Genomic DNA, 21,956 nt, shown 5'->3' on the forward strand with positions numbered 1-21,956 from the left:
AAATGTCCTTCTAGTAATAAAGACGGTCTATGTGTGCTTAATAATATTATAAAAATGAAATTTAAACCCTATTTACTTCTTCTTACTCTACTACATACCATACTTATAATTGCACAAGAAGAAGATAAAAAAGTTACCCAAGATTTTGAATTAGAATTAGAAGGAGAATACCGCTATTTTTATGACAATCCCCTTTTTGAGGGGCAAAAAGATCATTTTCCCTCGTTAGGTATAACACCAGAATATTCGATAGCATGGAATAAAGGATATGAAAGCATTAATTTTAAAGGGTTTTTCAGACTTGATGTTGATGATGAAAGAACACATTGGGATATCCGAGAACTCTATTACCAGAAAGCTAATAAGAACTGGGAATTAAGTCTTGGGTTAAAAAAAGTATACTGGGGCGTAACTGAAAGCAATCACTTAGTCGATATTATTAATCAAACAGATGCCGTAGAAACTTTCGACGGAGAAGAAAAGCTAGGGCAACCCATGGCTCAATTTACTTGGACTACTGAAAAATTTGGTTCTTTTGATTTTTTCTATCTTCCTTATCATAGGAAACGAACTTTTTCAGGCACCAAAGGAAGACTAAGATTTCCTGTTGTAATTGATAAAAACGATTTAACTTATGAAAGTAGTGCAGAAGAATGGCGACAAGATATTGCATTTCGCTGGAAACATTACTTCAGTATTTTAGATATAGGAATATCTCACTTTTACGGAACAGGTAGAGAACCCTTATTTACATTTGATAACCTAGGAAATATCAATGCATTTTATCCAGTAATTAACCAAACAGGGTTAGATTTACAAATTACGCATGATGCTTTTTTATGGAAACTAGAATCTATCTATAGACATGCGGATGTCCAGGATTTCTTTGCTCTGGTTGCTGGCTTAGAATACACATTTTCCAATATTGATGGAGATGGTTTAGACATTGGTATCTTAGGTGAATACTTATATGATGAACGTGATACACTTGCATTAAATGCGTTACAAAATGATATTTTCATAGGAAGTCGTATCGCATTTAATGATACTCAGGATACTTCCATACTAATAGGTGGAATTGCTGATCTAGAATCTAGTAGCAAAATTTTCAGTTTAGAAGCTTCTAGACGTTTCGGAAGTACTTGGACAGCAGCGGTCGAAGCTAGAGTATTTAGCAATATAGACCCAAACGAGTTTATATTATCAAACTTTAGAGAAGACAGTTTTCTTAGAATTTCAATTTCAAAATATTTCTAAACTAAGTTGAACATTTTAACTATTTTTTTTAATCAAAAGTTAATTTGTTACAAAAAAATAATATTTAATAATCATTTGGGTTTAACATATTGTTAATAATTTAAACACAAACTCAAATGAAAATCAACAAATCAATCTTATTGATGAGTGCAGCCTTTGCCGTACTCTCATGTTCAGAAAATGAACCAATTTCTGAACTAGAAAACCTAGAACCTGACAATCAAATCTTTGATGGCGCCGAAAGAGCAAATTTTGACAAAATTGGAACAACCGAAGAAGGTTTTTATGCAGGATTACCTATCAACTATGAACTAGTAGACGGAAAAAGAATTTTTGAAGGTGACATTATTCTTCCTAAAGACGAAGTCTATACAGAAGACTCTAATTTTGTATTAGAAGACGGACAAGATCCTTCTTTAAGCAGAAGTGTTGGACGTACCTCTGGAAGATGGCCTGATAATAAAGTTTACTATACCATAGCAAATGATCTTCCTAATAAAGCTAGAGTTACCAATGCAATTGCTAGCTGGGAAAACAATACGAATCTTACTTTTATTGAAAGAACTAACGAATCCAACTACATATACTTTAGACCTGGCAGTGGATGTTCATCAAGTGTAGGAATGGTAGGTGGAAGACAAAACATCAATTTAGCAAGTGGTTGCAGTACTGGAAACACTATTCACGAAATTGGTCATGCTGTTGGATTATGGCACGAACAAAGTAGAGCCGATAGAGATCAATATGTAACTATTAATTTTCAAAATATTCAATCTGGTAGAGATTTCAACTTTAAAACCTATGTAGAACAAGGATATGACGGAGACGAATATACTAGTTCTTTAGATTTTGGATCAATTATGATGTATGGAGCGTATTCATTCTCTAAGAACGGTCAGCCAACAATTACAAAAAAAGACGGAAGCACATACTCTGTACAGAGAAATGCATTGTCTACTGCTGATTTAGAAGGAATAGATAAAATGTATCCCGATGGTGGAGACGGCGGTGGTGAACCGACTTATGAAAATGGACAATACTATACAGTTTATGGACTAAGAGTATACCGATATAATGATAAATGGTACTACTACAGCTCCAGAGGATGGAGAGAAGTAGTTTATGTTAATGGGGCTTGGTATTATGCATAATCTATAATATCATATTAATAAATTGTTTTAAGCCTTAGGTCTATAATACCTAAGGCTTTTAATTTTTAGTTGCAACGATATTCCCTATTTTTGGTCTGTTATTGAAAATCTTATGATGAGATCATTTTTATATACAGTAGTTACCGTTACAATCATTTGCGTAAGTTGTAAAAAAGAAAATACTACTATACAAGAAGAAGTTGAAATAGTTAAGCTAGATAGTTTATCTAAAGAAAAAGTCGAAATAGATGTATTAAAACTATCTCCGCAAGCTTCAAAAGACATTGAAAACTTTGAGGATTTTCAGAATCTTAAAAAGTTAATAGTATCTATGAGCAAATCAAACCCTTTTTATATCAAAAAATACGCTGATAGTATGAATTTACTTGTTCAGTCCTTTAAAGAAAATGTGTCCGAAGATTTAAAGGTAAATAACATCAGTTCTAGAATCGCGGTACTAACAACGGAATCGGGTTTGTTATTACAACTTACTGAAACTACTAGTCAAGATTCTCAGAAACTTATGGACGCCAATATTAGATTACTTACAGCTTATAATAGTCTTATTATTCAGCTAAATGAATTATCATTAGCAATTCCAGAAAACATTGAAAAAGAACTTCTTAGAGAACGTGACATCCTAAGAGATTCCATTTTATCTCCAGAAGAAAAGAATATTGAAATCGAAGAATAAAATAGTATGAAGAATTTAGTAGTTTTTATATGTTTTGCAATTACCATTACTTTTCAAGCCCAAACAAAAAAAGAAATCAATACCGTATTAGAACAATGGCATAAAGCTGCAGCTGATGCATCATTTGATTCCTATTTTGGTTTGATGACCAATGATGCTATATTTATTGGAACTGATGCTACAGAGAATTGGAATTTAGCTTCCTTTAAAGCATTCTCTAAACCTTATTTTGATAAAGGAAAAGCATGGAGTTTTAGCACGTTAGAAAGAAATATATTTGCACAAACTGACAGTAAATTAGCTTGGTTTGATGAATTATTAGATACTCAAATGGGAATCTGCAGAGGTAGCGGTGTGTTAGAGAAAACAACTGAAGGCTGGAAAATAAAACATTACGTCTTATCCATTGCAATACCTAATGAAAATGTAAAAGAAATTACTACGCTTAAAAAAAGTTTTGACAGTGATTTAATGGAAAAATTAAGAAGTAAGTAGTACTCGAAAACTAGAATATACTTTTACTGAATTCATCTATATTGGAATAACATCTAGTAGCGCCATTCTGTAGTAGTTTCTCCTTATTCTTATCTCCAATACCAACAAAATCTAAAGATAAGTTTTGAGCCGTTTTTAGATCCCAAAGCCCATCGCCCACCGAGATAATCTTAGTAAACTCCGATATGTTATAAAAGGCTTTTGCTCTTTCCAAAGCATCCATTACAAAGCCTTCTCGTGATTCGTGTGTCATAGAAGTAGCCAGTAATAACTCGTCGTACCATATACTACATTGCTCTAATTTAAGCATTGCAGGTTTAGGAAGTGCTCCCGTAGCAAAACAAAACGGAATAGACTTATCTCTAAAAGATTGTATTAAAGATTGAGCTCCTTTAATTTCTTTTACCGGATCGAATTCTAGCATTTGTGTTACCAAATTATTCTCAAAGTCCCCTAAAAGATTCTCTGAAAGATCTTGTTTAAAACTTCGCTCATAATTATATCGCAACGCATAACTATCAGTATGATGCTTATAATTATTATAGTCTGTATCAATATTATTAATCCCCATACTCATCATAGCTTTGGTTACAGAGATTAAATACATAGGTACACTATCCGTCAATGTCCCATCAATGTCAAATATGTATAATGTATCTTTCAGAAGTGTTGTTTTTATATTATAAAGAATACTTTAAGGATAAAATAAAGTTTCTTCCTGCTCCGGCAATACCAGATGAATATGGTCGATAACGTTGATCAGTAATATTCTCAACTGTTAACGTTGCTTGTAAACTTTTAGTAAACTGATATCTTGATCTCACATTAAGTGTATACCAAGAAGGAGAATATGGATTTCCATTTTCATCTAATGCATATAAAAAGTCATTGTTTTGTTGAGAAGGAGCCAACTCTTCAAAATCAAATTGCCCATTATAAATTGCAGAAAAATCAATCATCCATTTATCATTTGTATAATTAAGATTTGTACTACCAAACTGAGGAGCAACATGTCTTGAAGGAGAAACTGATCCATCATCCAACTCTTCTTCTCCACCAGTAAATGTATATTTAGAAGAAAGGTTAAAATTCTTTATAAAATCATAACTAAAACCTGCCTCAAAACCATAAATCTGAGCATTGGCTGCATTCTGAATCGCTTGTACATTGCTTAGCTCTCCTCCAAAAATAATTTCAGTTTCTCCATTAAGAGAAAAATCTCTTCGAACTAAAGCATTATCCAATTGCGTATAATAGGTTGCCAAATCAATCTTGAAATTCTTACCAACATTGGCAGTCAACCCAATTTCTCCATTATAAGCATATTCTGGTTCTAAATCTGGATTTGGCACTACTACTGACCCTGGTTCCGAATCAAAAATTTTACCCACATCATCAATATTAGGTGCTCTAAATGCTGTAGAAAAATTAAACTTCCACTGTAAAATATCATTTGGTAACCAGCTAATTCCTGCCGTACCTGTAAAAGCCTCCGTATCAATATTTGCTTCTCTAAAAGGAAAGTCAAAAAACGTATCATCAAATTCTGAATACAGAATAATCCTATTGTATCGCAACCCACCTTGAAACCTTAATTTTTCAGTTAACTTACTTTTTAAACTGGCATATGCAGCAATGGACTGCCATGTAGACCCATCCGGATATCTAGATGGTGCGGCAACAACATCATTGGTAGAAATATTAAGTTCCGAACCCTCTGACGAGACTTGATTCAAGATATATTCCAAACCATAATATATCGTTGTTTTATCATCAAATTTCTTTTCAAAATCAAGATTTGCAGAATATGCATCTACATCCTCTTTTGTTCTTGATAAAATATCATCTCCAAAATCCCGATCATTTCTACTTTCCTGAAAATTCTGATAGGCAGCTGTAAATTTTACTTTATCGTATAATTTATTTTTCCATTTATTAGTTAATTGAAGATTTCCCATTAACCATTTTTGAGGTCCATAATACCATTCGGCAGATCTTAAACCCACATCACTACGACGGATCAATCGATCATATCTAGGATAATCAGAAGTTTTTGTATAAATAAATCCTGCATTAATATCCCATCTTTCATTAGGAATAAAATGTACCTTTTGCAAAAAATTAAATTGATTATAACCAGTAAAAACCTGACTTTTTGGGTCATCATTTTCAATTAGAGTATCAACACCATCTATTGTTTCTACATACTCATTTCGTAAATAATCATCAGGGCCATGACTTCCCATTGTAAGATCATCAAAATCTGTATAACTTACACTAGTTAGAAATGCCCACTTCTCTAAGCCTATATTAAAATCGACATGACCTGTTCTTTCATTACTCGCACTAGCATACCTAGCTATAGCATTTCCACTAAATTTATTCTTTCCTCGTATAGCTATTTTAGGTTGAGCTGTGTAAAAGTTCATCACACCTCCTACAGCATCACTTCCGTAAACTACAGAACCAGGTCCTAATATAACTTCTGTTCTATCTATTGTAAATGGATCTACAGATATCACATTTTGAACATTACCACCCCTAAAAATAGCATTATTCATTCGAACTCCATCCACCGTAAGTAATAATCGATTAGTAGAAAATCCTCGAATTATTGGACTACCTCCTCCCAATTGACTTTTCTGTATAAACACTTGCCCACTGCTCTGCAAAAGGTCTGCCGAAGTTTGTGGTGTAGAGAAAGAGATTTCATCAGATTTAATACTAACAATCTTTTGAGTAACATCTTTTTTATCCTGTTCCCACTTAGAAACAGAAATCACTACCTCTGACAATTGATTTTCATCCACCTCCAAATACACTTTATTTGATAAAGCTAGAATTTCAGATTTAGTAGTAGCAAAGCTTATGTGGGATATGTGAATAAAATATAGTATTTCTGTTTCCGAAAAATCGGAAATATCCGCTATACCATCAAAATCTGTTATAACAGTTTTTGATTTCGTTTTATTATGAATTGTAACACTAGGAATAGGCTGGTTATTTGACCTGCTTAGCACAGTAATACTTTGAGCAGTATTTTCCGTTACAAAAAATAAAGTGAATACAACAATTAAAAATAAGCGCATTACTTAACTAAAAATTTCATTCAAAATCGAAAGTGACTTTGGTTTTTTAAAACCGTGCAAATGTAGCTCAAAATATACTAATAACGTATTAAGAATCTCATTTCTTACCATTCTAGACATTTTAATACTCATACTTTCCTCAAATGTCGTGCCCAAAAACTTCTTGAGTACCAAAACACTATTTCCTTCGAGACAATAAATGTTAGAAGAATCCTCCTGAAAGCAACCATCTTGCATATTAAAAACCGATGAAGAAATATTAGATGTATCTGGATAAAACCCTAAATATTGTGTCAACTTTATTAAAAATGAAATATGGAAATTACCAATATTATCATGTGAATCTAACCACAAAAATGTTGTTTCTAAATAATGAAAAAGATCCTCATTTATTTCTTGTTCTTGAATTGTATTTTTTAATATTTCTGAAAGAAAAAATACTAATGAGCTTTTAACAAAATCAGTATGCAAAGATTGATAAGGTATTAGAATTTTAGCTTCTTTAATTCTTTCTAAAGTACCTTTATCTTTGTGATTTGCTTCAATTTCTAGTAACGTCAACGGCTGAAACAAAGAAGATCGTATTTTTCCTCTTTTAGATTTTAATATTCCTTTTAGCAAATAGGAACGTAATCCACTAGTTTTTGTTAATAGGGAAACTATTAAATCACTTTCTCCATAACGCAAAGAATGAATTACTATGGCTGGAGTATTTACAATCATTACCTAACTATCAAAAGCTTAGAAACAGTTGTTTCTGCTTGATCTTCTCCTGTAACTAAAATAAGATAAACTCCAGACGCTACCTTATGCCTTCCAAAAGCGGTAGTATCCCACTGAATACTTCCACCTTCACTAACTTCTTCATATACCAAGTTACCTTCGATATCAGTGATCTTTACATTTGATCTACTTGTTAAACCTTTTATTGTTACCTGCCCATTAAATCCTGGGCGCACCGGATTAGGAAATGCAACTACATTATCTAAATTATCTTCTGGTCCAGTAGCAGTTCCTTTAAACTCTAATAAACCTTTCTCAGTTGCAAAATAAACAGAACCCGTAGAATCATCTACTGATATATCTAATACATTATTTGTAGGTAACGGAGAATTATCAGCCGTAAAATGAGCTAATGTCTCTTGCCCATCAGAAGAGAAATAAAACACTCCTGATGATGCAGTAGCTACCCATTTATTATTAGACCCATCTGCTTCTATATCAGTAATTGTCTCATCAAATAATAATTCTTGAGGAACACCTTCATCATCTAAAATAATAATCTGACTTGCTTGGGGATTACTTTGCTGAAACACTCCAGAAGTATTAAACAAAACCCTTATGCCTCTAAAAGTACCAATCCACAACTGATTATTCCGATCGACCTCTAAAGCAAGTACATAATCACTAGGAAGATTAGAACCCTCAGTCTCACCAGATAATTGAATTTGACTTTCTGTATCAGTATTGTAACCAATCACACCCGAATTAAATCCACCAACAAACAAATTTCCGTCTCTATCTATCACCGTATCCGTAAAACCTAAATTATTTAAAGCATTAGGTATTGATCTGCTTAAATTAACATTAAGCGTTTGTGTCGCACCAGGAGAAAATCTTTTCAAACCATTGTCAACCCTAGCGTTATTAACCCACAGATTTCCATCATTGTCAAAAACAGAGCCGTTAAGAAACACAAAAATTGGATCATTTGTTACAAATGACTCAAAACCACTATTAAGGTTGTTATATAAATTAGTTACTACATTATCATTGATCTCTAATAAACCACTACTTAAACTACTTATAAAAACCTGATCTTCATTATTGGGATTAATAGTAATATGAGATAAAGATGTAGCACCCATAACCTCATCTTTAGAAATATTTAACCATCCTTCAGAAGTGAGTTTACTTATCCCTCTTTGTTGTAATGGAAACGGGTTAAAATTCACATCATATTGACCAAATACTACCCACAGTTTACTATTTGATGCTTCTATCCCAAAAGTAAAATTACTTAATGGTCCTTCTGGAGATATTGAAGTTTTATTAGTAAGATCATTAAAATCAACTTGTAATAATCCTCTACTATCTGTTCCTAGATATAGTGTGTTATTAAAAGATAACGCGGTATTTAACAAAAAAGAATCTCCAGTTGTACTAATTGCCGATGTAGTTTCATTAAAGCTTGTATCAAATACCGATGCTCGATCTGTATTAACAACTATTAAATTGTCAGAATCGATAGAAACATCTATTACATCACTAGAAGCTGTTACAACTGTAGTTAGAACTGGTCCATCAAGACGACTGATAAGGTTATTATTCTCCCATACCAAAATCTCCTCATTAAATAATGTAATTCCTCTATACTGTCCTGGAACTAATGTTATCCATTGGTTAAAATCAACTAAATTAGGGTTGTCAACATTTGCATTTAAAATTCCATTATTCGAAGTAGTTGCATAAATCACATTGTTTGAAACTACCGTTCCGGTTATATTTATTTGTGATCCAGCTGGACCCACAAAAAACGTATCACCAAATTCTATTCTTTCTAAATTAAACTCTACGATCCCAAACTCTGTAGAGACATACAATATATTACCATTTTCAAAAAAGTGATTGATCCTTTTCTGTGTTGGAGGAATCGTCGGTTTCTCTAAAATATCGATAAAAGTTATTACCTCATCATCAACTATTAGCTCTAACAATCCATTATCATAACCAATAACAGTAATATCAAATATTGAACTATGATAAATTGTAGATACTGTTTCTCCAGACAAACCATTTACAGTAGTAAAGGTTTCCGAAGTTCTTGTATCCGTATCGTAGATAAAAATTGTATTCTCAGAAGCAACATAAATTTTATTTTCTATTGCATAGGAATCGTTAATTTGAAAATAGGAATAATGCCCTGTCCATTGATTACTAAAATCCTGAGAAAATAGAAATACCGGAAAAATTAGAAGTATTAACTGTCTGAAGTATCGCATAATTACGGAGTGATATTAACGCTGCCTTGATAACACGCTAAAATACTAATTATTGCTTTCAAATAATGAAAAAAGCCGTTCTTTATAGTAAGAACGGCTTTCACAATAAATACTTATTATTATTTATATAACTCCTTGAGCTAACATAGCATCAGCAACTTTTACAAAACCTGCAATATTTGCTCCTTTAACGTAATCAATATAACCATCATCATCTGTTCCATATTGAACACACTTTTCATGAATATCGTTCATTATTTGTTTTAGCTTTTCGTCAACCTCTGTTCTTGTCCATTTAAAACGTAGAGAATTTTGGGTCATCTCCAATCCAGAAGTAGCAACTCCTCCCGCATTTGATGCTTTACCTGGTGCAAAAAATATCTTAGCTTTATGAAAAGCTGCGACAGCATCAGAATCACAAGGCATATTAGCTCCTTCACTAACACACATACATCCGTTATCAATTAATCTTGTAGCATCATCACCATTCAATTCATTCTGTGTTGCACAAGGTAATGCAATATCACACTTTTCACCCCAAGGTGTTTTTCCTTTATGAAATTTTGCAGAACTGTATTTATCAGCATACTCACTTATACGTCCTCTTCTCTCATTCTTAAGTTCCATTACAAACTTAAGCTTATCATTATCAATTCCATCTTCGTCATAGATATAACCAGAAGAATCAGATAAGGTTACTACTTTAGCACCTAACTGAATAGCTTTTTCTGTAGCATATTGCGCCACGTTTCCTGAACCTGATACTAAAACTGTTTTTCCTTCAAAAGAATTGCCTTTGGTTTTTAGCATATTTTCTGCAAAATATACGGTACCATAACCCGTAGCTTCTGGACGAATCTCAGATCCTCCCCAGGTTAATCCTTTTCCTGTTAAAACTCCGGTAAATTCATTACGCATTTTACGATACATCCCAAACAAGAAACCAATTTCACGTGCACCTACTCCAATATCTCCAGCAGGAACATCTGTGTTAGGTCCAATATGTCTAAAAAGCTCACTCATAAAACTATGGCAAAAACGCATAATCTCATCATCGGATTTTCCTTTAGGATCAAAATCTGAACCTCCTTTACCACCACCCATTGGCAGCGTTGTTAAACTATTTTTGAACACTTGCTCAAAAGCAAGAAACTTAAGAATACTTAAATTTACTGATGGGTGAAAACGTAATCCGCCTTTATAAGGACCAATCGCAGAATTCATTTGAATTCTATATCCACGATTTACATGTATTTCTCCCTTATCATCTACCCAAGGTACTCGAAACATTATGGCTCTCTCTGGTTCTACCATTCTTAATAGAATGTTTTTTCCATTATATATTTCTTGTGTAGCGATATACGGTATTACAGTTTCCGCAACTTCTTGTACCGCTTGTAAGAACTCTGGCTCATGTGAATTACGAGCTCTTACTTCTTCCATAAATGCATCTATTTTTGCTTGCATATGTTAATAGGATTAAAAGATTCTTATTTAATGGTTAATTTATTTGGTCAAATATATGATATTATCAAAAAATTACATCTAATTTTTTGAATTTAATAACACTCTATCCAATAGCTTGCTCTAAATCTGATATTAGGTCGTTTACATCCTCAATTCCTACACTTAATCTAATCAGAGAATCGACAACACCAGTCTTTTCTCGTTCTTCTTTTGGAATTGACGCATGTGTCATACTTGCTGGATGTCCTGCTAAACTTTCTACTCCACCAAGTGATTCTGCTAATGTGAAAATTTTCAAATTTTCAACAATTCTTATCGCTTCTTTGTAATTACTGTTTTTTGTAACAAAAGATATCATGCCACCGAAACCATTCATTTGTTCTTTAGCTACACTATAACCTGGATTATCTATAAATCCTGGCCAATATACATTTTCAATTTTAGGATGATTTTTTAGATAATTTGCTATGGTTTCTCCATTTTCGCAATGACGTTGCATTCTAACATGTAATGTCTTAATTCCTCTAAGAGCTAAAAAACTATCTTGTGGACCACAGACCGCGCCACTTGCATTTTGAATAAAATATAGGCGATTCGCAATTTCATCATCCTTAACTATCAAAGCACCCATTATCAAATCACTATGCCCTCCAATATATTTAGTAACACTATGCATTACGATATCGGCACCAAGATCTAAAGGTTGCTGTAAATAAGGTGTTGCAAATGTATTATCTACGGCTAATAGAAGATTATGTTTGTTAGAAATCTTACCAATTGCTTTAATATCAATAATATTCATCATCGGGTTTGTTGGTGTCTCTACCCAAATCAGTTTTGTTTTTTCATTAATATATTTTTCAACGTTACCCGAATTTTTCATTCCAATAAAATGAAATTTTATTCCAAAACCTTCAAAAATTTTGGTAAACAATCTATAGGTTCCCCCATAGAGATCATTTGTCGAAATCACTTCATCGCCAGGTTTTAATAATTTAAGTACCGCATCAATAGCTGCTAATCCTGATCCAAAAGCCAATCCATGTTTTCCGTTTTCAAGACTTGCCAAAGCATTTTCTAAAGATTTTCTAGTTGGATTATGTGTTCTACTATACTCAAACCCTTTGTGTCCTCCAGGAGTAGTTTGAGCATAGGTAGAAGTTTGGTATATTGGAGGCATTACAGATCCGTAAGCAGGATCAAGTATCTGTCCTCCGTGTATTGTTTTGGTATTAAACTTCACGATTCCTCGATTTTTATCAGTGTTCTTATTTTTTATATGTTCTTTCGATCAATTCTTATATTTCAGAACTGAAAAAAACCAACTTGTAATCTATTTTGTTAAAAAACTAAAACAAATTTATAACTTAATTCGTTCTAATCATATTTCAATGAATATCTTTAGTAGATGATTAACACAAAAACTAACACCAATCTTAAGTCACTTTTTTTAGCAGTAATCTCTATTTGTTTTTATAGCTGCCAAAAGAGTGAACCTTTAAGTTTTCATAAACGCACTATCGCCATTGATGATTATTTTGACTGCAATAGCTCTGATTGCGCTATTACAGAAATTTTTCTTCTCGAATCTATAAATGAAAATGAAATTGCAAAAAAAATCAATATTCAAATAGAAAAGGCTGCCAGTACTAGCTTAAACGTAGAAGATGACACCTCTATAGACAACATAGAAGAAGCACTTAAAAATTTTAATAACTCCTATCAAGAAATAAAAAAGGAATTTCCAGAAGAAATTATTCCATATGAAGCAAGTATAAACTGTGACATCAGTTATCAGAATAAATTCATTCTTTCTATTCTAATAGATTCTTATATATTTACTGGAGGTGCTCACGGAAGTGGCAATTCAAAATACATAAACATTGATGCAAAAACTGGTGCAATTATACCACAAGAAAAACTGCTAAAGAATGTAAACAACTTTTCAATATATGTCGAAAAAATATTTAGAGAGAAGTACGCTATTCCTAATGAACAATCTATAAATAGTACTGGCTTCTTCTTTGATAATAACACTTTTAGTTTGCCAAATAACATTGGGTTAACAGAGACCCATATTATTCTTTTCTATAACCAATATGAAATAAGCTCATACGCTGAAGGACCTATAGAATTAAAACTTAAAAAAGAAGAAGTAGTGGATTATTTTACGACTACTATTCTATAATGACTTCTTGAGCGCTAAAATGTATCCGAGATGTATTCCTTCATGAAAATTATTAAAATTGATAGCATCCTCTACAGATTTTAACACAAAACCAGTACTAGTAGGATATTCTTGATACCCTTCAAAAATACTACCATCTATGTCTTTTTCAGTTTTATCAATGGTAGTAAAAAGAAGTTCTTTTACTTTTTCTACCTCTTCTTTACTTACCAAACCTTCTGTTTTAGTCCCTTTACGATATTTAACAATCATCTCATCACTAATCATCATTGGTAATCCACTTAATTTGTAAGTAAGTAATTGTTGCGTAACCACTACATGAGCAATATTCCAAATCAAATTATTATTAAACCCTTGGGGAACTTTGTTTAGATCTTCCAATGAAAAGTTATCCATAATTTTGGCTAGTAATTTTCTATTGGTTCTTGTGATTTCTAATTGATCTCTCATATTTAAGTAGTAAACGTTCTTAATTTTTACCCAAAAATATGAGTTTTCAAAGAGAAATGAATTTCCTTTGTGTTGATTTTGACATTTTAAATATAAATCTGTGAAAAAAATATATTACCTATCAACTTGTGATACTTGTAAACGCATCATGAACGAACTAAACCTTTCTTCTGATTTCGTTTTGCAAGACATTAAATCAGAAGGCATTAGCTTAGTTCAAATAGAAGAAATGAAATCGTTAGCTGGTTCATATGAATCCCTGTTTAGTAAAAGAGCACGGCTTTATAAAGAAAGAGATCTAAAAAATCAAGCACTAGCAGAAGACGATTACAAAAATTTAATTCTAGAACATTATACCTTCTTAAAGCGTCCAGTACTATTATTTGATAATCAAATATTTATCGGTAATAGTAAAAAAGTAGTGGAAGCTGCTAATATTGCTATTAATGGATAAAAGAACGGCAGCATTACTAGCAGCTTTTGGTGCAAGTCTAATTTATGCAATCAATCACACCTTGGCAAAAGGTGTAATGCCCACTTACATTAAACCTTTTGGCTTTATTCTTCTTAGAGTAATTGGTGCTGCAGCACTTTTTTGGCTGGCATCAATATGGGCTCCTAAACAAAAAATTGATCGCGCTGATTGGCTAAGAATATTTGGGTGTGCTATTTTTGGTATGGTCATTAATATGTTGATGTTTTTTAAAGGACTTCAATTATCTACGCCAATAAACAGCTCAGTTATGATTACCATTTCACCTATTTTGGTATTCGTTTTATCTGCTATTTTTCTAAGTGAAAAAATAACATGGTTACGAACTGTTGGAATTCTACTTGGTTTTTCTGGAGCATTAGGGTTGATTCTCTTTGGTTCAGAAACTAGGCAAGATGCTCCTAATATTCCACTGGGTAATATTCTTTTTATTGTCAATGCTGCTTCTTATGCTATATATCTTGTATTAGTAAAACCCCTAACATCAAAATACCATTCTTTTACTTTAATGAAATGGTTTTTCCTTATTGGAGTTATTATTAATTTTCCTATTACCATTTCAGAATTTAGCGAAGTACAATGGACATCACTTCCTTATGACGTCATATGGAAAATGGCTTTTGTGGTCATTGGAACTACTTTTTTTACTTATTTATTAAATGTATTTGCACTTAAAACACTAAAAGCATCTACAATTGGTGCATTTATCTATTTACAACCTTTATTGGCAATAAGTTTCGCCATGGCAATGGGAGCTGATTCTCTTAATGCTGTCAAAATAATCTCTGCCCTATTAGTCTTCTTAGGTGTTTATTTGGTAACCAAAAAACCTAAAAAACTAGCTTAGGTCTTGTGGTATTTTTGCAAATTTTCTAGTGTCTTCTTTGGTAAGAATTTTAAAATTATCAGGACGCTCCACTTTATCCATAAACTGATTCATTTCTTCCGGAAGTGGTATTAATTTTCGAGTATTTAGATCTATCCATGCACCCATCATCTCACATCTCGCAAAGTTTCTTCCTTTATAATCATAAAAATTATGTAAAAATTCAAAGAATTTTCCATCCTCGCTCATTCCTGATAATTCTAAAGAAACTTTTACAGGTCTACCATAAAAAACCTCTTTAAAATAATAGATATGTTCGTAGAAAACTACTGGCCCAATATTGAATTTTCCCAAAGATCGTTGATCAAAACCCAACTCGGATAAAAAGGTCATTCTGGTATGTGCTGCATATTCTATATATGCTTTGTTAGCTAAATGACGATTTGCGTCAATATCATTCCATCTAATTTCGAATTCCTTTAAATACATAACTATTCATTTTTACGCTGTAAAAATACAAAAGACTTATTATGCTTGCATAATAAAAACCTGTTAAAAATTGTATCTCTATTCAACACCTCAAACATTTTTGAGCATAAAAACCTTTAGTAAATCAATATTTCTGAAATCTATAACTTCAAAATAAGACTCTTTAGGTTTTGAAAAGCTTTAGGGTCTTCTTATTTTAGGAAAAAAAATAACGAATGTACATCAAACGTAATATTGGCTGGGGACTTATTCTTCGCTTTGCATGGAGAAATTTACTTTTTTTCACTGTATATACCGCAGCTATTTTTTCATTATATCATTTTTTAGATTTACAATTTATAGACATTCCTTTTCAGCCACTTACCGTTATTGGAATTGCCGTAGCATTTTACATTGGTTTTAAGAATAGCCAAAGTTATGACCGTTTTTGGGAAGGTCGTAAAATTTGGGGAGGTATTGTTAATTATAGTAGAACGTGGGCAAATCAAGTTTTATGTCTAGTTAATGATAATCCTGAAACAAAAAAAGTACTTATTTACAGACATATAGCTTGGATTAACGCATTACGTATACAACTTAGACAACCTACTTCATTTTCCATAAAAGAAAATCCTTCTGTAGAGCGCCTTGTTAAAAAACACGGAGAGAAAAATCCCGCCTGTGATGCCACTAAAAGTTTTATTTCAGACGAAGAGTATTCTGATTTACTACAAAGAAAAAACGCGGCAACTCATTTAGTAAAAAACCAAGGATTACATCTAAAAGAATTATTAAACTCTGGAAAAATTACGGAATTCGACAAACAACTTTTGCACGGAATATTAGAAGAATTATATAATTTACAAGGAAAATGTGAGCGTATCAAAAACACTCCTTTTCCTCGTCAATATGCATATTTCAGCACTGTCTTTACCTGGATTTTTGTGCTATTATTGCCTTTTGGACTACTTAATGTTTTTGAAAATGAACTCAGCGATATGGCACACCATATTAAACCTTGGTTTATTTTCTTAATGATTCCGTTATCTGTATTAGTATCTTGGATATTCACTACAATGGAAAAAGTAGGAAGTAATAGTGAAGATCCTTTTGAAGGAAGAATTAATGACGTTCCGATGACTGCACTTTGTAGAACAATTGAAATAGATTTAAGAGATATGTTAGATGAGAAAGATCTTCCTGAAAAAGTAAAACCGAAAGACAATATTCTTTACTAATGCCTTTAATAGAATCCACATACACTCCACCATATTTTTTTAAAAATGGTCACTTCTCTACTATATACCCTAATTTACTTAGAAAAGTAAACGATATTCTTCAGACGCGAGAACGTATAGAATTAGAAGATGGTGACTTTATTGATATCGATTGGAGTTATCCATCTAATGGTGAATCTAATCAAAAAGTTGCTGTCTTAATTCATGGTTTAGAAGGCAATGCACAACGTCAATATATTGTCGGTTTGGCCAGGCACTTAAATAATAATCATTGGGATGTAGCTGCAGTAAATCTTAGAAATTGTAGTGGAGTCGTTAATAGACTATATAGATCTTATAATGCAGGTGTAAGCGAAGATTTAAGTTCAATTATCACCCATATCATCGAGAAAGAGTACAATACTATTTCGATATGTGGGTTCAGTCTTGGAGGTAACATAACGCTAAAATATTTAGGAGAGAGAGCAACCCCTACTCAAGTTAAATCTGCCGTTGTAGTATCTGTACCATGTGATCTATATGACTCTTTAAAAGAGATCAATAAACCAAAAAACTTTATTTATCAAAAGCGATTTATTAAAAGCTTAAAAGAAAAACTACACGAAAGGCAACAGGTTTTTCCAGAGCAAATCAGTAAATCAGATATCAATGCTTGTAAATCATTAATTGATATTGATAACTTATATACAAGCAAAGCTCATGGCTATACAGATGCTATTGATTATTATACAAAATGTAGTAGTAAACAATTTTTAAAAAATATTCAGGTTCCAACACTAATTATTAACGCTAAGAACGATACTTTTCTGGGAAATGCATGTTACCCAATTAAAGAAGCGCAGGAAAACAATAATTTATTTTTAGAGACACCTAATTTTGGTGGACATGTAGGCTTTTATCTTAGAGGTCTAACTTATTATAACGAGCATAAAACCGTACAGTTTCTGAATAAATGGTAAGCGAACCAGATGTTTTTACTATAATTTGTAATATTTTACCTACACATTTGAATTAATGAAACAAACGTTAAGTCAATGTTAAGGTTTTGTGTAGTAATTTTTTATCCCTTTATCGAAAATCTTTTTTTAATTAGGAATATTTTAAGAGTTTTGGTCGTTTCCTTATAGAATTATCAGGGAAATCAAATTATCGCTAACTCAAACTCAATAAAAATGAAAAAAAGCTACAAAAACCTTACTGGGGGAAGGTTTAAAAAACTACACATGTTAGTTTTTTCTATGATGATACTTCTTTCGGCTGGAGCATTCGCTCAGGACAAAGCCCAGAGGTCAAAAATCATGTCAAAAAGTAATCTTTCTAAACTTAATCAACTACAAGCTGAGAATGCAGAAAAAGCTGCAATTCAAAAGAAAGAGGCTATACAAGCTGCAAAGCAAAATGGATGGCCTATTAAAACCACGCTAAAGGATGGAACTTTTTCTGAGCTGCAAAGACTTGCTCCAGATGGAAGTGCACTTTATTATACTACTTATAACGTAGACGCTGCGGAATCCACAAGAACGAATCATCTTAATATTGGAGGATCACTTGGATTAAACCTAGATGGTCAAAATATGACTGCCCATGTATGGGACGGTGGACATGCAAGAGAATCTCACCAGGAATATGATGGTGCTGGAGGAAACAATCGTGTTACTATTATGGATGCCGCTTCAGAAGGAGGTACTCAATTAAACTTTCACGCTGCTCACGTAACTGGAACTATTACAGCTTCTGGTGTTCAAGCTGCTGCAAAAGGAATGGCTCCTCAGTCTAAAGTAAATGGATATATGTGGAACAATGATGTTGCTGAAGCTACAACTGCTGCTGCAAACGGAATGATCATATCTAATCACTCTTATGGATTTAGAGGAGATCTTGTACCAGATCAATATTTTGGTGCATATATAGACACTTCTAGAGATTGGGATGAAGTAATGTTTAATGCACCTTTCTACCTAATGGTAGTAGCTGCTGGTAATGATGGTAACCAAAATGGATATAACGGACAACCACTTGATGGAAATTCTTCTTATGATAAATTAACAGGACATTCTACTTCTAAAAACAATTTAGTAGTTGCGAATGCTCAGGATGCTAATATTAATTCAGATGGGTCTTTAAATAGTGTTTCTATTAACAGTTCTAGTAGTGAAGGCCCAACGGACGATTACCGTATCAAACCAGATATTACTGGAAACGGTACTGGGGTTTACTCTACATACGAAAGCAGCAATACAGCTTATGCTAGTATTACTGGTACTTCTATGGCATCACCTAATGTTGCAGGATCATTACTATTATTACAGCAACATTATAATAATACAAATGGTAGTCTTATGAGAGCTGCAACTCTAAAAGGTTTAGCTCTTCATACAGCAGACGATGCTGGACCTTCTGGTCCTGATGCAGTTTATGGATGGGGATTATTAAACGCTAAAAAAGCTGCTGAAACTATCACTAACAATGGAAATGAAACCAAAATTGAAGAACTTACGCTGAATAGTGGACAAACATATTCAATTACTGTAGATTCTGATGGTGTAAATTCTTTGATGGCTTCTATCTCTTGGACGGATCGTGCTGGAACAGCTGTTTCTGCAACTAATTCGAATGCAGCTGTGTTAGTAAATGATTTAGATATTAGAGTTACAAAAAACACTACTACATACAATCCTTATAGATTAACCGGTATTACAACAAATGGAACTGGAGACAATACTGTAGATCCATATGAAAGAGTTGATATAGCTAATGCTACCGGTACATATACTATTACTGTAACCAACAAAGGATCTTTGGTGGGAGGAAGTCAAAACTTCTCTCTTATCGTAACTGGATTAACAGGAACACCTGTTGTTTGTAATGCTACTGTTCCTGTAGGAGTAGGAGCTTCTAACATTGGTTCTGATTCTGCGACAATAAACTGGACTGCGATTCCTGGAGCATCTTTTGATGTAAGATATCGTCAAACAGGAACTTCAACTTGGACTACACAAACAGCAAGTGGTGTTTCATCTGTAATTTCTGGTTTAGCTGAGACTACTTCATATGAAGTACAAGTAAGAAGTAACTGTTCTGATGGATCTACATCTTCTTACAGTGCATCTACTACTTTTACGACTACTGAAATTCAATTAAACTATTGCGCATCTAATGGTAATAGTGTTGCTGACGAATATATTGGTAATGTTCAATTAGGGACAATTAATAATGCTTCTGGAGCAGGAAGTGGAGGTTACTCAGATTTTACTTCGATTTCTACCTCAATTTCCAAAGGAAGTGATTATACAATTACTGTAACACCAACCTGGACAGGAACTACATATAGTGAAGGATATAGTGTATGGATTGACTATAATCAAAATGGAGTTTTTACAGATTCTGGTGAGCAAGTATGGACACAAGCTGCAACACAAACTACGCCGGTTAGTGGAAGTTTTACAGTACCGTCAAGTGCATTAAACGGAGATACAAGAATGCGTGTTTCTATGAAATATAATGGAGTACCAACTTCTTGTGAATCTTTTCAATATGGAGAAGTAGAAGACTATACTGTTACAATTGGAGCTTCTACTGGTGATACACAAGCACCAACTGCACCAACAAGTTTAGCTGCATCTGACATCACTGAAACTACTTTAACTTTATCCTGGAATGCTGCTACAGATAATGTAGGAGTTACTGCTTATGATGTATATCAAGGAAGTACTATTTTAGGAGAAGTTACTGGAACAACTGCAAACGTTACTGGATTAACAGCAAGTACTGCATATCAATTTAGTGTAAAAGCAAAAGATGCTGCTGGAAATGAATCAGCGTTTAGTAATACAATTGATGTTACTACTGCGGACGCTCCAGATACACAAGCACCAACTGCACCAAGCGGATTATCAGCTTCTAATATCGAGGAAACAACCTTAACACTATCATGGAATGCTGCTACAGATAATGTAGGAGTTACTGCTTATGATGTATACCAAGGAAGTACTGTATTAGGAGAAGTTACAGGAACAACAGCAAATGTTACTGGATTAACTGCAGACACTACATATCAGTTTAGTGTTAAAGCAAAAGATGCTGCTGGAAATGAATCAGCATTTAGTAATACTATAAATGTAACTACAACTGGAGGATCTGGTGGAGGTGGTTGTACTTCAGGTATTTCCTCTTTCCCATATGATGAAGGATTTGAAAATACTTTAGGAGCTTGGACTCAATCAACTGCTGATGATATTAACTGGACTGTTGATGCTAGTGGAACACCTTCTAGTAGTACTGGACCTTCTAGTGCTCCTCAAGGTTCTTACTATATTTTTGTTGAGGCTTCAGGAAATGGAACGGGATATCCTAACAAACAAGCTATCTTAAATTCTCCTTGTTTCGACCTTTCTGGTCTTTCAGAAGCAAGCTTCTCTTTCAGCTATCATATGTATGGTGCTACAGACATGGGAAGTATAGCCGTAGACGCAAGTACTGACGATGGAGCTACTTGGACAAATATTTGGAGTGAATCTGGAAATAAAGGAAATTCTTGGTTAACAGCTAGTATTGACCTTGCAACTTATGTTGGAGGAGGAGTTCAATTAAGATTTAACAGAATTACAGGATCTACCTGGCAAGCTGATATTGCAATTGATAATGTATCATTAACCAATACTTCTGGTGGTGGTGGATCAACAGATATCTGTGAAGGAGTTGCTGAATGGAGTAGTTCTCAATCCTATCAAACTGGGGATCAGGTTACGTATCAAGGAAACCTATTCGAAAGAACGGCTACAGGATGGACAAACCTTGGAGCATGTGGAACTACAACATCTTTTGTTACCACTTCTGATGACCCACAAGGACCTCCAACAGAATTACTATCTGTATATCCTAATCCATTGAAAGGAGCAATTCTTAATGTTCGTGCAGGAAACTACGGAACTCAAGAATATTCAATTCATAACATGTTGGGGCAAACGGTTCTTAAAGGGACTTTCTCTAACACAATTGATGTTCAAGCATTGGAAGCTGGAGTATACATGTTAAAAGTAAATATGGGAACGGTTCGTTTCATAAAAGAATAAAAATTTAAGACAGATAACCTTAATTTTTAATAAAGCCCTGAAACAAAATTGTTTCAGGGCTTTTTG

18 protein-coding genes are annotated in these 21,956 nt (G+C 33.2%); 10 read left to right on the forward strand and 8 right to left on the reverse strand.

Going from position 1 to position 21,956, the window contains the following annotated elements; genetic code table 11:
- Positions 1–54: 54 nt before the first annotated feature.
- The 4 genes from H526_RS0118050 to H526_RS0118065 all read left to right on the forward strand — a co-directional run bounded on the left by H526_RS0118050 (position 55) and on the right by H526_RS0118065 (position 3,597).
- The gene (locus H526_RS0118050; RefSeq protein ID WP_027394280.1) at positions 55–1,257 is read left to right on the forward strand and encodes a hypothetical protein; all 1,203 of its coding nucleotides are present in this window, start codon (positions 55–57) and stop codon (positions 1,255–1,257) included.
- Between the two features lie 116 nt (positions 1,258–1,373).
- The gene (locus tag H526_RS0118055; protein WP_027394281.1) at positions 1,374–2,408 is read left to right on the forward strand and encodes a M12 family metallopeptidase; all 1,035 of its coding nucleotides are present in this window, start codon (positions 1,374–1,376) and stop codon (positions 2,406–2,408) included.
- Between the two features lie 115 nt (positions 2,409–2,523).
- Positions 2,524–3,102, forward strand: coding sequence for a hypothetical protein (locus H526_RS0118060; RefSeq protein WP_027394282.1), 579 nt, complete (start codon positions 2,524–2,526; stop codon positions 3,100–3,102).
- Positions 3,103–3,108: 6 nt separating this feature from the next.
- A complete protein-coding gene (locus H526_RS0118065; protein WP_027394283.1) occupies positions 3,109–3,597 on the forward strand; it encodes a nuclear transport factor 2 family protein in 489 nt (162 codons plus the stop codon).
- Between the two features lie 10 nt (positions 3,598–3,607).
- On the opposite strand, the gene H526_RS0118070 is transcribed toward H526_RS0118065, so the two are convergent.
- The 6 genes from H526_RS0118070 to H526_RS0118095 all read right to left on the reverse strand — a co-directional run bounded on the left by H526_RS0118070 (position 3,608) and on the right by H526_RS0118095 (position 12,434).
- Positions 3,608–4,288, reverse strand: coding sequence for an HAD family hydrolase (locus H526_RS0118070; RefSeq protein WP_342667698.1), 681 nt, complete (start codon positions 4,286–4,288; stop codon positions 3,608–3,610).
- Positions 4,278–6,686: a TonB-dependent receptor gene (locus H526_RS0118075; RefSeq protein ID WP_027394285.1), complete on the reverse strand. Its 2,409-nt coding sequence runs from the start codon at positions 6,684–6,686 to the stop codon at positions 4,278–4,280. Before H526_RS0118075 ends, H526_RS0118070 begins: the two co-directional genes overlap by 11 nt.
- A gap of 3 nt (positions 6,687–6,689) precedes the next feature.
- On the reverse strand, positions 6,690–7,409 hold the full coding sequence (gene recO, locus H526_RS0118080) for a DNA repair protein RecO (protein WP_027394286.1): 720 nt from the start codon (positions 7,407–7,409) through the stop codon (positions 6,690–6,692).
- Positions 7,409–9,688, reverse strand: coding sequence for a type IX secretion system anionic LPS delivery protein PorZ (gene porZ / locus H526_RS0118085; protein ID WP_027394287.1), 2,280 nt, complete (start codon positions 9,686–9,688; stop codon positions 7,409–7,411). The genes recO and porZ overlap by 1 nt, the downstream gene beginning before the upstream one ends.
- 123 nt (positions 9,689–9,811) lie before the next feature.
- Positions 9,812–11,155 carry an NADP-specific glutamate dehydrogenase gene (gdhA, locus tag H526_RS0118090; protein ID WP_027394288.1) on the reverse strand — a complete coding sequence of 448 codons (1,344 nt, stop codon included), beginning with the start codon at positions 11,153–11,155 and terminating at the stop codon, positions 9,812–9,814.
- A gap of 103 nt (positions 11,156–11,258) precedes the next feature.
- Positions 11,259–12,434: a cystathionine gamma-synthase gene (locus H526_RS0118095; protein WP_255420164.1), complete on the reverse strand. Its 1,176-nt coding sequence runs from the start codon at positions 12,432–12,434 to the stop codon at positions 11,259–11,261.
- Between the two features lie 129 nt (positions 12,435–12,563).
- Here H526_RS0118095 and H526_RS0118100 point away from each other — a divergent pair, with 129 nt between their 5' ends.
- Complete coding sequence (locus H526_RS0118100; protein ID WP_051336229.1) at positions 12,564–13,343, forward strand: DUF3298 and DUF4163 domain-containing protein; 780 nt, start codon at positions 12,564–12,566, stop codon at positions 13,341–13,343.
- Here H526_RS0118100 and H526_RS0118105 read toward each other — a convergent pair.
- Positions 13,338–13,793 (reverse strand): DinB family protein, encoded by a 456-nt coding sequence (locus H526_RS0118105; protein WP_027394291.1) that lies wholly within the window; start codon positions 13,791–13,793, stop codon positions 13,338–13,340. The two genes, H526_RS0118100 and H526_RS0118105, sit on opposite strands and share 6 nt — an antisense overlap.
- Positions 13,794–13,893: 100 nt before the next feature.
- Here H526_RS0118105 and H526_RS0118110 point away from each other — a divergent pair, with 100 nt between their 5' ends.
- The gene (locus H526_RS0118110; RefSeq protein ID WP_027394292.1) at positions 13,894–14,247 is read left to right on the forward strand and encodes an arsenate reductase family protein; all 354 of its coding nucleotides are present in this window, start codon (positions 13,894–13,896) and stop codon (positions 14,245–14,247) included.
- A complete protein-coding gene (locus H526_RS0118115; RefSeq protein WP_027394293.1) occupies positions 14,240–15,133 on the forward strand; it encodes a DMT family transporter in 894 nt (297 codons plus the stop codon). Before H526_RS0118110 ends, H526_RS0118115 begins: the two co-directional genes overlap by 8 nt.
- Here H526_RS0118115 and H526_RS0118120 read toward each other — a convergent pair.
- On the reverse strand, positions 15,125–15,601 hold the full coding sequence (locus tag H526_RS0118120; RefSeq protein ID WP_027394294.1) for an acyl-CoA thioesterase: 477 nt from the start codon (positions 15,599–15,601) through the stop codon (positions 15,125–15,127). The genes H526_RS0118115 and H526_RS0118120 overlap by 9 nt on opposite strands.
- 215 nt (positions 15,602–15,816) lie before the next feature.
- Between H526_RS0118120 and H526_RS0118125 the strand changes: the two genes are divergently transcribed.
- From H526_RS0118125 to H526_RS0118135, 3 genes are all read left to right on the forward strand, one after another.
- On the forward strand, positions 15,817–16,818 hold the full coding sequence (locus tag H526_RS0118125; RefSeq protein ID WP_027394295.1) for a bestrophin family protein: 1,002 nt from the start codon (positions 15,817–15,819) through the stop codon (positions 16,816–16,818).
- Positions 16,818–17,777 (forward strand): YheT family hydrolase, encoded by a 960-nt coding sequence (locus tag H526_RS0118130; RefSeq protein ID WP_027394296.1) that lies wholly within the window; start codon positions 16,818–16,820, stop codon positions 17,775–17,777. Before H526_RS0118125 ends, H526_RS0118130 begins: the two co-directional genes overlap by 1 nt.
- A gap of 213 nt (positions 17,778–17,990) precedes the next feature.
- Entirely contained in the window at positions 17,991–21,890 is a 3,900-nt protein-coding gene (locus H526_RS0118135) for a fibronectin type III domain-containing protein (protein ID WP_027394297.1), read from the forward strand.
- The last annotated feature ends 66 nt before the right edge of the window (positions 21,891–21,956 follow it).

The sequence above is a fragment of the Aquimarina latercula DSM 2041 genome (assembly GCF_000430645.1).
GTDB lineage: Bacteria > Bacteroidota > Bacteroidia > Flavobacteriales > Flavobacteriaceae > Aquimarina > Aquimarina latercula.

Bases quoted from the DNA above. Each gene is read 5' to 3' on its own strand.
- H526_RS0118050 (WP_027394280.1), top strand. From the start codon at position 55: ATGAAATTTAAACCCTATTTACTTCTTCTTACTCTACTACATACCATA.
- H526_RS0118055 (WP_027394281.1), top strand. From the start codon at position 1,374: ATGAAAATCAACAAATCAATCTTATTGATGAGTGCAGCCTTTGCCGTA.
- H526_RS0118060 (WP_027394282.1), top strand. From the start codon at position 2,524: ATGAGATCATTTTTATATACAGTAGTTACCGTTACAATCATTTGCGTA.
- H526_RS0118065 (WP_027394283.1), top strand. From the start codon at position 3,109: ATGAAGAATTTAGTAGTTTTTATATGTTTTGCAATTACCATTACTTTT.
- H526_RS0118075 (WP_027394285.1), bottom strand. From the start codon at position 6,686: ATGCGCTTATTTTTAATTGTTGTATTCACTTTATTTTTTGTAACGGAA.
- recO (WP_027394286.1), bottom strand. From the start codon at position 7,409: ATGATTGTAAATACTCCAGCCATAGTAATTCATTCTTTGCGTTATGGA.
- porZ (WP_027394287.1), bottom strand. From the start codon at position 9,688: ATGCGATACTTCAGACAGTTAATACTTCTAATTTTTCCGGTATTTCTA.
- gdhA (WP_027394288.1), bottom strand. From the start codon at position 11,155: ATGCAAGCAAAAATAGATGCATTTATGGAAGAAGTAAGAGCTCGTAAT.
- H526_RS0118100 (WP_051336229.1), top strand. From the start codon at position 12,564: ATGATTAACACAAAAACTAACACCAATCTTAAGTCACTTTTTTTAGCA.
- H526_RS0118105 (WP_027394291.1), bottom strand. From the start codon at position 13,793: ATGAGAGATCAATTAGAAATCACAAGAACCAATAGAAAATTACTAGCC.
- H526_RS0118115 (WP_027394293.1), top strand. From the start codon at position 14,240: ATGGATAAAAGAACGGCAGCATTACTAGCAGCTTTTGGTGCAAGTCTA.
- H526_RS0118120 (WP_027394294.1), bottom strand. From the start codon at position 15,601: ATGTATTTAAAGGAATTCGAAATTAGATGGAATGATATTGACGCAAAT.
- H526_RS0118125 (WP_027394295.1), top strand. From the start codon at position 15,817: ATGTACATCAAACGTAATATTGGCTGGGGACTTATTCTTCGCTTTGCA.
- H526_RS0118130 (WP_027394296.1), top strand. From the start codon at position 16,818: ATGCCTTTAATAGAATCCACATACACTCCACCATATTTTTTTAAAAAT.
- H526_RS0118135 (WP_027394297.1), top strand. From the start codon at position 17,991: ATGAAAAAAAGCTACAAAAACCTTACTGGGGGAAGGTTTAAAAAACTA.